General features: G+C 74.5%; 14 protein-coding genes. 7 read left to right on the forward strand and 7 right to left on the reverse strand.

All coding sequences use genetic code 11. The features are described 5' to 3' along the window. Window positions 1-8: 8 nt before the first annotated feature. Together L6241_RS02065 and metF are read right to left on the reverse strand one after the other, a co-directional pair. Window positions 9-284, reverse strand: coding sequence for a DUF6504 family protein (locus L6241_RS02065; protein ID WP_368244556.1), 276 nt, complete (start codon window positions 282-284; stop codon window positions 9-11). A 130-nt stretch (window positions 285-414) separates the two neighbouring features. Beyond that, the gene (metF, locus tag L6241_RS02070; protein WP_368244557.1) at window positions 415-1311 is read right to left on the reverse strand and encodes a methylenetetrahydrofolate reductase [NAD(P)H]; all 897 of its coding nucleotides are present in this window, start codon (window positions 1309-1311) and stop codon (window positions 415-417) included. Window positions 1312-1433: 122 nt separating this feature from the next. Here metF and L6241_RS02075 point away from each other — a divergent pair, with 122 nt between their 5' ends. Continuing rightward, window positions 1434-2525 carry a polyprenyl synthetase family protein gene (locus tag L6241_RS02075; RefSeq protein ID WP_368244558.1) on the forward strand — a complete coding sequence of 364 codons (1092 nt, stop codon included), beginning with the start codon at window positions 1434-1436 and terminating at the stop codon, window positions 2523-2525. Window positions 2526-2541: 16 nt separating this feature from the next. Further along, on the forward strand, window positions 2542-3060 hold the full coding sequence (locus L6241_RS02080) for an alpha/beta fold hydrolase (RefSeq protein ID WP_368244560.1): 519 nt from the start codon (window positions 2542-2544) through the stop codon (window positions 3058-3060). A gap of 22 nt (window positions 3061-3082) precedes the next feature. Here the strand turns inward: L6241_RS02080 and L6241_RS02085 are convergent, their stop codons facing one another. Further along, window positions 3083-3499 carry an Rv2175c family DNA-binding protein gene (locus L6241_RS02085; RefSeq protein WP_368244561.1) on the reverse strand — a complete coding sequence of 139 codons (417 nt, stop codon included), beginning with the start codon at window positions 3497-3499 and terminating at the stop codon, window positions 3083-3085. Between the two features lie 245 nt (window positions 3500-3744). Between L6241_RS02085 and L6241_RS02090 the strand changes: the two genes are divergently transcribed. Genes L6241_RS02090 through L6241_RS02105 form a run of 4 tightly spaced genes read left to right on the forward strand, consistent with a single transcriptional unit; the run spans window position 3745 to window position 7664 of the window. After that, window positions 3745-4875 carry a LysM peptidoglycan-binding domain-containing protein gene (locus tag L6241_RS02090; RefSeq protein WP_368244562.1) on the forward strand — a complete coding sequence of 377 codons (1131 nt, stop codon included), beginning with the start codon at window positions 3745-3747 and terminating at the stop codon, window positions 4873-4875. Window positions 4876-4879: 4 nt separating this feature from the next. Continuing rightward, window positions 4880-6826, forward strand: a complete 1947-nt coding sequence (gene pknB, locus L6241_RS02095; protein ID WP_368244563.1) for a Stk1 family PASTA domain-containing Ser/Thr kinase — start codon at window positions 4880-4882, stop codon at window positions 6824-6826. A gap of 20 nt (window positions 6827-6846) precedes the next feature. Further along, window positions 6847-7284: a DUF2177 family protein gene (locus L6241_RS02100; RefSeq protein ID WP_368244564.1), complete on the forward strand. Its 438-nt coding sequence runs from the start codon at window positions 6847-6849 to the stop codon at window positions 7282-7284. Further along, window positions 7281-7664 (forward strand): SRPBCC family protein, encoded by a 384-nt coding sequence (locus L6241_RS02105; RefSeq protein WP_368244565.1) that lies wholly within the window; start codon window positions 7281-7283, stop codon window positions 7662-7664. Before L6241_RS02100 ends, L6241_RS02105 begins: the two co-directional genes overlap by 4 nt. 23 nt (window positions 7665-7687) lie before the next feature. Here the strand turns inward: L6241_RS02105 and L6241_RS02110 are convergent, their stop codons facing one another. Genes L6241_RS02110 through L6241_RS02125 form a run of 4 tightly spaced genes read right to left on the reverse strand, consistent with a single transcriptional unit; the run spans window position 7688 to window position 11796 of the window. Continuing rightward, window positions 7688-9043, reverse strand: coding sequence for a class II 3-deoxy-7-phosphoheptulonate synthase (locus tag L6241_RS02110; RefSeq protein ID WP_068275311.1), 1356 nt, complete (start codon window positions 9041-9043; stop codon window positions 7688-7690). Window positions 9044-9065: 22 nt separating this feature from the next. Beyond that, complete coding sequence (locus L6241_RS02115) at window positions 9066-9743, reverse strand: response regulator transcription factor (RefSeq protein WP_123091928.1); 678 nt, start codon at window positions 9741-9743, stop codon at window positions 9066-9068. Beyond that, window positions 9740-10963, reverse strand: a complete 1224-nt coding sequence (gene macS, locus L6241_RS02120) for a MacS family sensor histidine kinase (RefSeq protein ID WP_368244566.1) — start codon at window positions 10961-10963, stop codon at window positions 9740-9742. The genes L6241_RS02115 and macS overlap by 4 nt, the downstream gene beginning before the upstream one ends. Before the next feature lie 23 nt (window positions 10964-10986). Further along, window positions 10987-11796 carry a lysophospholipid acyltransferase family protein gene (locus tag L6241_RS02125; protein WP_368244567.1) on the reverse strand — a complete coding sequence of 270 codons (810 nt, stop codon included), beginning with the start codon at window positions 11794-11796 and terminating at the stop codon, window positions 10987-10989. Between the two features lie 69 nt (window positions 11797-11865). Here L6241_RS02125 and L6241_RS02130 point away from each other — a divergent pair, with 69 nt between their 5' ends. After that, window positions 11866-12471, forward strand: coding sequence for a hypothetical protein (locus L6241_RS02130; protein WP_368244568.1), 606 nt, complete (start codon window positions 11866-11868; stop codon window positions 12469-12471). The last annotated feature ends 6 nt before the right edge of the window (window positions 12472-12477 follow it).

The following is a 12477-nucleotide window of genomic DNA, read 5'->3' on the forward strand; positions in this document are numbered from 1 at the left end:
GACCACCCTCAGCCCAGCGCCGCCACGAGCGACCAGGCGACGGCCGCCCCGCCGTCCCCGCGGTCCGCCCGCAGGTCGAAGACCTCGTCGGCTCCTCGGCCCGAGCTCGCGCAGACCTGCCAGACCTCGCCGGCCCGGTCCTCCTGCCAGCGGTCGACGACCCGGCTCACCCGGTAGAGGCGCCCCCTCCACAGGAAGGCCCGGGGCGCTCCCCCGTCATCCGAGCAGTCACCACCCGGAGCCCCTCGCACCTCGATGCTCTCGCCCGCCACCCGCGTCGTCACCGCGTCCTCCGCTCGTCGCCGTCACCCACGATCGAACACATGTTCGAACTGACGGCCACACTAGCGCGCGGGACGACGAGGTGGTCAAGCCCGCCGGGGGGCGGGGGCGGGACGTGCGCCGAGCGGTCGCTCAGGCGCGCAGGTGCGAGAGGTTCTGCAGCACCTCGAGGCTGGCCGTCGAGCGGTTCATCGTGATGAGGTGCAGGCCCGGGGCGCCCTCCCCGAGCATGCGGTCGGCGAGCTCGGTGGCGATCTCGACGCCCACGGCCCGCACCGCCGCGGGATCGCCGTCGACGGCCTGGAGACGGTCGACGACGGCCGCGGGCAGGGGCGTGCCCATGAGCTGGGCCATCCGACGGATCTGCTTGACGCTCGTCACCGGCATGAGGCCGGGGGTGATCGGCAGGTCGCGGCGGGCGGCGACCTCGTCGCGCAGCCGCAGGTAGGACTCGGCGTCGAAGACCATCTGGGTCACGGCGAAGCTCGCGCCGGCGTCGGCCTTGCGCACGAGGGTCTCGACGTCGTCGCGCAACGAGGCCGAGCTCGGGTGCACGTCGGGGAAGGCCGCGACTCCGACCTCGAAGCCGCCGACCTCGCGCACGAGGGCGACGAGGTCCTCGGCGTGGTCGAGCCCCTGCGGGTGCGCGGTCCACTCGCCACGGGGGTCACCGGGCGGGTCTCCGCGCAGGGCGAGGACGTGGTCGATGCCGGCGGCGGCGTACCCGGCGAGCACCTCGCGCAGGTCGTCGACGCTCTGGCTGACGCACGTGAGGTGCGCCATCGCGGTGAGCGAGGTGCGCTGGCCGATCTGCTCGGTGACGCGCAGCGTGCGGTCCTGGCTCGAGCCGCCCGCGCCGTACGTCACCGACACGAAGTCGGGGGCGAAGGGCTCGAGGCGCGCGATCGCCTCCCACAGCACCGCCTCGCCCGCGTCGTCCTTGGGCGGCATGAACTCGAAGCTGATCGAGGGACGCGTCGAGGAGAGCCGCTGCGGGATGGTCCCGCCGGGTGCGCTGGGCGACGTCATGGCGGCGACCATAGCCCGCGGGCCTGCCCGTAGGCTGGCGCGTACCTGCTGCTGAGACCGCCGCCGACGTCGCCGCTCGCAGCACAGACCGCACCGCCCGACCCCACCCTCGAGGAGCCGACGTGCCCGACCCCTTCGCCGCCGACCTGCGGGGCCGGGTCCAGGCCCAGCTCGACGCCGAGATCGCCCGTCAGCAGCGTCATCTCGACGAGATGGGTCCGGACGTCGCCGACCTCACCGACGCGATCAGCTCGCTCGTGCGCGGCGGCAAGCGGCTGCGCGCCGCCTTCGCCTACTGGGGCTGGCGCGCGGGGGGCGGCGAGGACGGGCACGTGCCGGTGGCCCTCGCCTCGGCGATGGAGCTCTTCCAGGCCGCGGCCCTGCTCCACGACGACGTCATGGACGACTCCGACACCCGCCGCGGCGCCCCCGCGGCGCACCGGGCGCTCGCCGCCGCGCACGCGCAGCGCGGGTGGCGCGGCGACGCCGACCGCTTCGGCCTGTCCGGGGCGATCCTCGCCGGCAACCTCTGCCTCGACTGGTGCGACGACCTCGTCGTACGCTCGGGCCTGCCGGCCGACCGTCTCGCCGCGGCGTGGGAGGTCCTCGAGCGGATGCGCACGCAGCTCATGGCCGGCCAGTTCATCGACGTCGTCGAGTCGATGCAGCCGTGGTCGGCCGCCGACGGCCCGGAGCGCGTCGAGCGCGCCCGGCGGGTGCTGCGCTACAAGAGCGCGAAGTACTCCGTCGAGCACCCCCTGCTCATCGGCGCGACCGCCGCGGGAGCCTCGCCCGCGACGCGCGAGGCGCTCTCGCGCCACGGGCTCGCCCTCGGCGAGGCCTTCCAGCTGCGCGACGACCTCCTCGGCGTCTTCGGCGACCCCGACGAGACGGGCAAGCCGGCGGGCGACGACCTGCGCGAGGGCAAGCGCACGGTCCTCGTCGCCCGGGCCTGGCTGGGCGCCGACGTCGCGCAGCGGGCCTGGCTCGAGGAGCACCTCGGCGACCCCCAGCTCGACGACACGCAGGTGGCGCGCTTCCGCGAGCTGCTGACGAGCACCGGCGCGGTGGCCGAGGTCGAGGCCGAGATCACCCGGCTCGTCGACGCCTCGCGAGCTGCTCTGGACGAGGTCGCGGGCCTGCCGGGGTCGCGGCCCGAGGCGGTCGAGGCCCTCGCCGAGCTCGTCGAGCTCGCCACCGCGCGCACCGCCTGACCCCTACCCTGAGGGGGTGGCGCTGCTCTTCCTCCACGGGGCCGGCGGGCACGACGAGGACCAGGACCTCGTGCGCGCCCTGCGGGAGGGGCTCGCCGAGCCCGTCCTCGCCCCGCGGCTGCCCGACGAGGACATGAGCCACGACGCCTGGGCGGCGTGCGTGCGCACCGCGCTCACCCCGCAGGTGCGCACGGTCGTCGGTCACTCCTTCGGCGGGTCGACCGTGCTGCGCATGGCGACCGAGGCCGACCTGGGTGTCGACCACCTCGTGCTGCTCGCCGCGCCGGACTGGGGGCCGAAGGGGTGGGACGTCGCCGACTACGCGCTGCCGGACGACGCGGCGGAGCGGCTCGACCCCGCGCTGCAGGTCACCCTGCACCACTGCGCCGACGACGAGGTGGTGCCCGCCGGGCACCTCGACCTGCTGAGCGCACGGCTCCCGGCCGCGCGGCGGGTCCTGCACGACCGCGGCGGTCACCAGCTGACGGGCGACGCGACCACGGTCGTCGTGGCATCGCTCCCGCCCGCGCCGTGACGGCGCGGCGCGGACCGACCGGCTAGAGCGCCTCTTCCATCGCCCGGCGGCGCACCTCGGTCTTGAAGCCCGCGCGGATGGCCTCGATCGCGGTGGTCGCACCCCCGGGCAGCGTCTCGTCGCGGGCGAAGAGCCAGGCGACGACCTCGTCGTCGCTCATCCGGGCGTCGCGCAGCACGGTGAAGGTGCCGCGCAGCGCCGGGAGCGGGCCGTCGTCGTCGACGAAGGCCGCCGGCACCTGCAGCACGCGGCGCTCGCCGACCCGGACGGCGACGAGGTCGCCCTCCTCGATCATCCGGCGCACGTCGGTGAGACGGACACCGAGCCGCTGGGCGACGTCGGGGATCGCGAGCCACTCGCCGACGAGGTCCTCGAGGGCGTCGTGACCGGGGACGGGGGCGCCCGGCTGGGAGAGGTCCTGGGGCTGCTCGGTGCTCATCACACCAGTCTCCCAGAGCCCGGGCCCCCGGCCGCACGCCGCACCGGGCCTCGCGTCGCCGCGCGAGGTCGGCCGAGCTGGGGTAGCGTCTCGCGCGAACGATTCACACGAGTCAGCACACGCCACACCCGCCACACACAGTCCCGACGGTCGCCACCGGCTCGCGGACGCGACGCGCCACCCCCTTCGACCGACGTCGCGACCACCGCCCTCGGCGAGTGACCTCGGGTACCGAGGAGAGCACCATGGTCCTGCCGATCGTCGTCCCCCCTGCCACGGTCCCGCCCGTGCTCGACCTGCCCGCGCTGCCGGCCTCCGTCCACAGCGAGGAGCGGGCCGGGCGCACCCATACCGTGCGCAGCGGCGAGACCCTCTACGACATCGCCGAGCGCTACGGCACGAGCGTCGGCGCGCTGCGCCGGCACAACCAGCTCGACGCGGGCTTCATCTACCCCGGTCAGCACCTGCGCATCCCCTCCGGCGGCGCCTCGAGCCCCGCGGCGAAGCCCGCCCGCAGCGCCGCGACCCGCGGGTACACCGTGCGCAGCGGCGACACCCTCTACGGCATCGCGGCGCGCCACGGCATGTCCGTCGGGCGCCTCGCCTCCCTCAACGGCGTCTCCAGCGAGTCCTTCATCCACCCGGGTCAGACGCTGCGCGTGCACGGCACCGCCGCACGCCCCGCGAAGCGTCCGGCCGCCCGCACCAGCGGGTCGCGCCACACCGTGGCCGCCGGCCAGACGCTGTCGGGCATCGCCTCCCAGCACGGCATGTCGGTGACGCGCCTGGCCAAGATCAACGGGCTGTCCGCCCGCTCCTTCATCTACCCCGGTCAGCGCCTGCGCGTCGCCGGCACGAGCCGCCCCGCCGCGACGACGACCGGCGGTGCCGGCTTCGACCACAACACCTTCGCCGGGCGCACCTACCCCAGCGAGATCGTCTCCGCCGCCAGCCGCAACCGTCAGACCCTCGCCGGACGCCCGGTGCCGAGCCGCTCGCAGGTCCGCGCGAAGATCGTCGCGACCGCCCAGCGCTACGGCGTCGACCCCTCGCTCGCCCTCGCGATCTCCTACCAGGAGTCCGGGTGGGACCAGCGCCAGGTCTCCGTCGCCAACGCCGTCGGCGTCATGCAGGTCATCCCGTCCTCGGGCGACTGGACCTCGGGCCTCGTCGGGCGCCGCCTCGACCTGCTCGACACCGACGACAACATCACCGCCGGCGTCGTGCTCCTGCAGCAGCTGACCCGGATGGCGTCGAGCGACTCGCAGGCGATCGCCGGGTACTACCAGGGGCTGGGCTCGGTGCAGAAGCACGGGATGTACGCCGACACGCGGGGGTACGTGAAGAACGTGCAGGCACTGCGCGCCACAATGTGAGGTCATGGGGGCACGCAGCGGCGTCGAGGACCTCGTCGGCATCACGCTCGACGGGCGCTACCGCGTGCTCGAGCACCTCGCCGACGGCGGCATGGCCTCGGTCTACCGCGGGCTCGACACCCGTCTCGAGCGCGATGTCGCGATCAAGGTCATGCGCCCCGACCTCGCGGCCGACGACACCTTCGTCTCCCGCTTCCGGCGTGAGGCCCGCAGCGCGGCCCGCCTGGCGCACCCGCACGTCGTCGGCGTCCACGACCAGGGCGAGAGCGACGGCCTCGTCTTCCTCGTCATGGAGCACGTGCCCGGGCAGACCCTGCGCGAGGTGCTGCGCACCGAGGGGGCGCTGAGCCCGCGCGCGGCGCTCGACCTCCTCGAGCCGGTCCTCGCCGGACTGGCCGCCGCGCACGACGCCGGCCTCGTCCACCGCGACGTCAAGCCCGAGAACGTCCTCATCCGCGACGCCGGCACGGTCAAGGTCGCCGACTTCGGGCTCGCCCGGGCCGTCTCCTCGCAGACCGCGACCGGCACGACCGGGGTGCTCCTCGGCACGGTGAGCTATCTGTCGCCCGAGCAGGTCGAGCGCGGCATCGCCGACCCGCGCAGCGACGTCTACGCCGCCGGGCTGCTCCTCTTCGAGATGCTCACCGGCCGCAAGGCCGTCGACGGCGAGACCCCGATCCACGTCGCCTTCCAGCACGTGCACGGCGACCTCCCGAGCCTGCGCACCACCCGCCCCGACGTGCCCGTCGCCCTCGACGAGCTCGTCGCCGCGGCGGTCGCGCGGGACCCCGACGAGCGTCCTCGGGACGCCTCGACCTACCTCGGGCTCGTGACCCGCGTGCGTCGGCAGCTCGGCGACGCCGAGCTCGACGCCCGGCCGGCACCGGGCAGCGCGCACGAGCGCAGCACCCGCAGCGACGAGACGGCGCTGCTCGACGCGACCGCCGGCAGCTCGCGCCGACCCGACGTCGTGGGTCCCCGGGCCGAGCGGTCGGGGGCGACCGAGGCGACGCGCACGAGCCCCACCACCGCGACCGACCTCGCGACCGGGCCGCAGGACCCGCCGGCGCGACGCCGCTCCCCCTTCGCCCTCGTCGGTCTCGCCCTGCTCGTCGCCGCGCTCGCCGGAGGTCTGTGGTGGGGCACGCTCGGCCAGCGCACCACGGTGCCCGAGGTCGCCGGCGCCGACGCGAGCACCGTCGAGGCGCGCCTCACGGGCGCCGACCTGCGGCTGAGCACGAAGCAGGCCTTCGACGAGGACGTCGCCCCCGGCGTCGCCATCGGCTCGACCCCGGCCGCCGGCCAGGAGGGGCGGCGCGGCGACGAGGTCGTCGTGACCTTCTCGAAGGGGCCGGAGCGCTACGAGGTGCCCTACCTCACCCGCCTGACGAAGGACGCGGCGAGCGCCCGCCTGGCCCGCGACCACCTCGTCGTCGGCTCGACGACGAGCGAGCACCACGAGTCCGTGCCGCAGGGCCAGGTCATCCGCACGGACCCGACGACCGGCACGAAGATGCGCCGCGACGCGAAGGTCGCCCTCGTGCTCTCGAAGGGCCCGCAGCCCGTCGCCATCCCCTCCGTCACCGGTCAGCCCTACGAGAGCGCGAAGACCACGCTGGAGGAGGCCGGCTTCGTCGTCGAGCGGGCGGCGGACGTCAACGACCAGTCCGTGCCGAAGGGGTCGGTCGTCTCGCAGGACCCCGCCAGCGGCGGCACCGGCGTGCGTGGCGACGCCGTGACGCTCGCGGTGTCCAAGGGGCCGGTCATGGTGACGATCCCCGACGTCGAGGGCAAGAGCGAGAGCGATGCGAAGAGCGCCCTCGAGGGCGCCGGGCTCGCGGTGAAGGTCCAGCGCTTCTTCGGCAGCCCGCTGGACCAGGTCCGCGCGACGAGCCCGCGGGCCGGCACGAGCGTGCCGAAGGGGAGCACCGTCACCATCCTCGTCGTGTGATCCGGCCCCACACTGGGCTCATGACGCCCGACCCGCGCCCTCCCGTGAGCCGGCCCCGCCGCTGGCTCGTCCCCCTCGCGGCCACCGCGGTGGTCCTCGGCGTCCTCGACGCGCTGTGGATCTCGCTCGTGGCGCGGGGCCTGTACGAGGACGGGCTCGGTGACCTGCTCGCCGACCCGCTCGTCGGCTGGGCGGCCGGGGTCTTCTACGTCGTCTACGCCGTCGCGGTCACCGTGCTCGTCGTGCGTCCCGAGCTCGACACCGGCACGACCGGCACCGCCGCGGCGAAGGGGGCGGTGCTCGGCGTCGCCGCGTACGCGACCTTCGGCTTCACCGACCTCGCGATCGTGCAGGGGTGGCCGGTGCGGCTCGCCGTCGTCGACACGGTCTGGGGCGGGGTGCTCACGGCCGCGACCGGCGCCGCGGCCCACGCGGCCTCGCGACGGGTGGGTGCGTGATGGTGAGCCGGATCAGCGCCACCGGGCCGGCCCCGGCGAGCACGGCGTGGTCGCGCTACGTGACCCGTGAGGCGTGGCCGACGTGGGCGCCGCACATCCGTCGGGTGCGTCCTGAGGGCGAGATCCGCCCCGGTGACCGCGGGGTCGTCCTCGGGCCGCTCGTCAGCCTCGTGCCGTACACGATCCTCGAGCGGGACGACGCCCTGCGCCGGTGGTCCTGGTGGGTCGGGGTGGGCCCGGTCGGGGTGCGCCTCGACCACGGCGTCGACGAGGGGCCGGAGGGCACGACCGCGTGGGCCGACGTGCACCTCCCGGCGCCCGTCGTCGCGATCTACCGGCCGCTGGCCGGCAGCGCGCTGCGCCGCCTCGTCGGGGGCTGAGCGGGCTCAGCCCCCGGGGGTGCTCAGCGGGCGCTGAGCATCTCCGCGACGAGGAAGGACAGCTCGAGGCTCTGCTGGTGGTTCAGACGCGGGTCGCACACGCTCTCGTAGCGCTTGTTGAGGTCCTCGTCGAGGATCCGCTCGGCGCCGCCGAGGCACTCGGTGACGTCGTTGCCGGTGAGCTCGACGTGGATGCCGCCGGGCACGGTGCCGACCTCGCGGTGGGCGTGGAAGAAGCCGCGGACCTCGTCGACGACGTCGTCGAAGTCGCGGGTCTTGTAGCCCGACGCCGACTCGAAGGTGTTGCCGTGCATCGGGTCGCAGATCCACGTGACCATCGAGCCGCTCGTCTTGACCGCCTCGAGCAGCGGCGGGAGCGCCTCGCGGATCCGGCCGGCGCCCATGCGGGTGATGAGCGTGAGGCGGCCGGGCTCGCGACGCGGGTCGAGCCGGTCGATGATGCCGAGCAGGTCCTCGGGGGCGAGCTTGTCGCTGACCTTGAGACCGATGGGGTTGCGGATGCGCGAGACGAAGTCGAGGTGCGCGTGGTCGGTCTGGCGCGTGCGCTCGCCGACCCACACGAAGTGGCCGGAGGTGTTGTAGAGGTCGCCGGTGCGCGAGTCGACCCGGGTCATCGGGCGCTCGTAGTCGAGGAGGAGCGCCTCGTGGGCGGACCAGAACTCGGTCCCCTTGAGCGCGTCGAAGTCGACGCCGCACGCGGCCATGAACTTCATCGCCTTGTCGATGTCGCGCGCCAGGCCCTCGTACCGGGCGTTGGCGGCGTTGGCGACGAAGCCGCGGTTCCAGTCGTGGACGTGGCGCAGGTCGGCGAAGCCCCCGCGGGTGAAGGCGCGCACGAGGTTCATCGTCGCGGCGCTGCTGTGGTAGCCGCGCAGGAGACGCTGGGGGTCGGGGCGACGGGCCTCGGGGGTGAACTCGAAGTCGTTGACCATGTCGCCGCGGTAGGCCGGCAGCTCGACGCCCTCGCGGGTCTCGGTGTCCTTGCTGCGGGGCTTGGCGTACTGCCCGGCCATGCGCCCGATCTTCACGACGGGCATGCCGGCGCCGTAGGTGAGGACGGCGGCCATCTGCAGGATCGTCTTGACGCGGTCACGGATGTTGTCGGCGGTCGCGTTGACGAAGGTCTCCGCGCAGTCGCCGCCCTGGAGCACGAAGGCCTCGCCGATGGCCGCGGACGCGAGCCGGTCGCGCAGGTCGTCGCACTCCCCCGCGAAGACGAGCGGGGGGTAGCTCTCGAGGGTCGCCACGACATCGGCGAGCGCGGCCTGGTCGGGCCAGGTCGGCTGCTGCGCGGCGGGCAGGTCTGCGGACAGGGCCGCGCGGATCTGAGCGGAAGGTGCTGCGGTGGTCACCGGCACAGTCTAGGTACCGCCGCAGAGCTCAGCCCGGGGTGTCCAAGCCGCGGCTGATCGCGAAGCGCGTGAGCTCGACCCGGTTGTGCAGGTGGAGCTTGCCGAGGATGTTCTGCACGTGGTTCTGCACCGTGCGGTGCGAGAGGACGAGGTCGGCGGCGATCTCCTTGGCGGTCATGCCCATCGCGACGTAGCGCAGGATCTCGGTCTCGCGCTCGGTGAGCTCGGGGACCGCGCTGACCTGCCCCTTCGGCTCCGGCTCGGGCTGCCCCGAGCGGGCCTTCATGTCGCGGAACTCGCCGAGCACCATCCCGGCCAGACCGGGGGTGAAGACGGCCTGGCCCTGCGCCGTCTCGTGCACGGCACGGCGGATCTCCTCGCCGGAGGCGGACTTCACGAGGTAGCCCGACGCCCCCGCCTTGATCGTCGCGAGGACGTCGCGCTCCTCGCCGGACGCGGAGAGGATGAGGATGCGGGTCGGCAGGTCGGCGATGGCGGCGCACACCTCGTCGCCGCGCAGGCCCGGCAGGTTGAGGTCGAGGACGAGGACGTCCGGTGTCGTCGCCCGGGTGCGCGCGACCGTCGAGGGCCCGTCACCGGCGGTGCCGACGACGCGCAGCCCGTGGTCCTCGAGATCGGCGACGAGGGCGTCCCGCCACAGCGGGTGGTCGTCGGCGACGAGGACGGTGGTCGGCTGCTCGCTCATGGCCGTGAGCCTGCCACGTCGGGGCGCGGCACGCGCAGGGTCACGGTGCACCCGGAGCCGGGTCGTGATCTCCAGCCCGCGCTGCCCCCGAGGTCGCGCACGCGCCCGGCGATCGAGGACGAGCAGCCCAGGCGGCCCTGGTCGGCGGCCTCGTCGAGCCGCTCGTCGGTCATGCCCGCACCGTTGTCGCGCACGGTGACGACGACCTCCTCGCCCGTGTCGTCGAGCAGGACCCAGGCCCGCGCGCCCTCCCCCGCGTGCCGCTCGACGTTGTCGAGCGCGGCGGCGACGGCGGCGTCGATCTCGTCGACGTGGTGAGCCGGCAGCACGACCGTGCGGGCCGGCAGGACGACCTCGACCGACGCGGTGCGTCGCTCCGCCAGCCGGCTGGCGAGATCGGCCCGGTCGTCGTGCGCGTCACGGGACGGGGTCGCGGGTGACGTGGCGAAGGGGACGTGCCCCCGCCCGCCGCGCACGTCCGGGTGGGCCGCGTCGAGGAGCGCGGGCTCGACCCGGGTGATGAGGGTGCGCAGCGCCCGCTCCTGGTCGGCGGCGAGCTCGGCGAGGGCGAGCGACTCTCCCCCGATCTCGCGGCCCCGCCGGTTGATGAGGGCGAGCGCCTGCAGGACGCCGTCGTGCACCTGGCGCCCGATCCGCTCGCGCTCGGCGAGCCGCTCCGAGGCGGTGATCGCGGCCTCGAGGCGCACCTGCGACTCCCGGGCGAGGTTGACGGCCAGGCCGACGAGGGCGCCGAGCAGGAGGAGCAGGACGATGTTGTGGTAGGTCAGCGCGCTGTCGGGATCGGCCTGCACGAGGTTCGAGACGGCGACGACGACGGCGACGAGCAGACCGCCGCGGATCCCGGAGTACAGGGCACCGGCCATGACCGCGCCCGCCGACCAGTTCGTGGGGATCGTCGGCACCCCGCCGGCGACGGCGTCGGGGCTGTAGGCGAGGTTCGTCGCGAGGATCGCGCCGACGGCGATCGCCGTCTCGACGACGATCGCCAGACGGGTCGGCCGGGGCAGCAGGGGCGCGACGAGCGACCACGCGAGGAGCACGAGGAGCACGGCGACGGCCACCCACGGGGCGTCGAGGTCGGCGCGGTGGGTCCACACGACGACGCTCGCGTAGAGCAGGGACAGCAGCCGGTAGATCGCCAGGCCACGGCCCGCGGCGGAGTCGATGAGGGGCGAGGGGGCGTACCGGGTGGTCGGCACGGCGGGGGGCACCTCTGCCTGCCTCAGGAGCCCTCGGCCCAGGGCGACGGGGTGCCCTGGGGCTGGTCGGCCGCGTCCAGGGCCTCCTCGAGCTCCTTGGCGGCCCGGCCGGGCTTGGCCGCCTCCTGCAGCTGGCGCGCCCGGTTGCGGGCGCGGGTGAGCAGGCGCTCCTTCATCGCCGTCGCGTACATGTCGACGTACTCCTGCTCGGAGAGCTGCATGAGCTCGTACATGATCTCGTCGGTCACCGAGCGCAGGACGAAGCGGTCGCCCTCCATGCCCTCGTAGCGCGAGAAGTCGAGCGGGGCCCCGATGCGCACGCCGATCCTCATGATGTTCGGGACGAGCTGGCCCGAGGGCTGGGCCTTGTCGGTGTCGATCATCGCGACCGGGATGACGGGCACCCCGGCAGTGAGGGCCATGCGGGCGACCCCCGTGCGCCCGCGGTAGAGGCGCGAGTCCGGCGAGCGGGTCCCCTCCGGGTACAGGCCGAGCAGCTCACCGCGCTCGAGCACCCGCAGGCCGGAGCGCAGCGCCGCCTCGCTCGCCTTGCCGCCGGAGCGGTCGATGGGCAGCTGGCCGACGGCCCGGAAGAAGAAGGCGGTGAGCCGGCCCTTGACCCCGGTGCCGGTGAAGTAGTCGGCCTTGGCGAGGAAGGTCACTCGTCGGTCGACGACGAGCGGCAGGAAGATCGAGTCCGAGAAGGACAGGTGGTTGCTCGCGAGGATGGCCGCGCCGTCGGCGGGGACGTGCTCGAGCCCCTCGACCTGGGGCCGGAAGAGCACCCGGAGCAACGGGCCGAGGACGACTCGCTTGAGTATCCAGTAGAGCAACGGTGCTTCCCTCCTCGTCGGCGGCTCGCACTCTACCGGCCGCTGACGCGGCGCGACGGACGTGCGACGATGACAGGCGTGAGCCCGTCCTCGATGGAACCCGACGAGGTCGACGCCGCCTTCGCCGACATCGTCGCCCGGCTGGAGGCCGAGCGTGGTCCTCGTGATGCCCCTCGTGCCGACGAGGACGGCGACGCCGCTCGCCCCGACGGGCCGGACGACGCCGCACGACCTGCCCCCAGCACCCCGCAGCGACCTCTCGACTACCCCCGTGCCGTCGACCCGCGCAGCTTCCGCAGCCCGCCCCCGGCCCGCGAGCCGCGCGAGGACGACGACGTCGAGCCGCCCCGGCCGGCAGCGCCCGCCGTGCCCCCGACCCCGTGGCGTGCCGACGCCACCTCGGTCGTCGACGCGGTGCTCGGCGACGACGACGCCGAGCCCTTCGTGCCCGGTCCGACGGCAGCCCTCCCGCCGGCGACTGACCGCACCTTCTGGCTCGCGGTCGTCGGTCTCGTCCTCGGCCCGGTGATGCTCGTCGTCGCCGTCCTCGGACGCGACGGCGTCTCGCCGTGGTGGGCCTGGCTCGGCATCGGCCTCATGGTCGTCGGCTTTGGCGCGCTCGTCACCCGTCTGCCGCGCGAGCGCGACGACGGCGACGACGGCGCCCGGCTCTGACCTCGC

The sequence above is a fragment of the Janibacter sp. Y6 genome, from assembly GCF_040900765.1.
Lineage (GTDB): Bacteria > Actinomycetota > Actinomycetes > Actinomycetales > Dermatophilaceae > Marihabitans > Marihabitans melonis.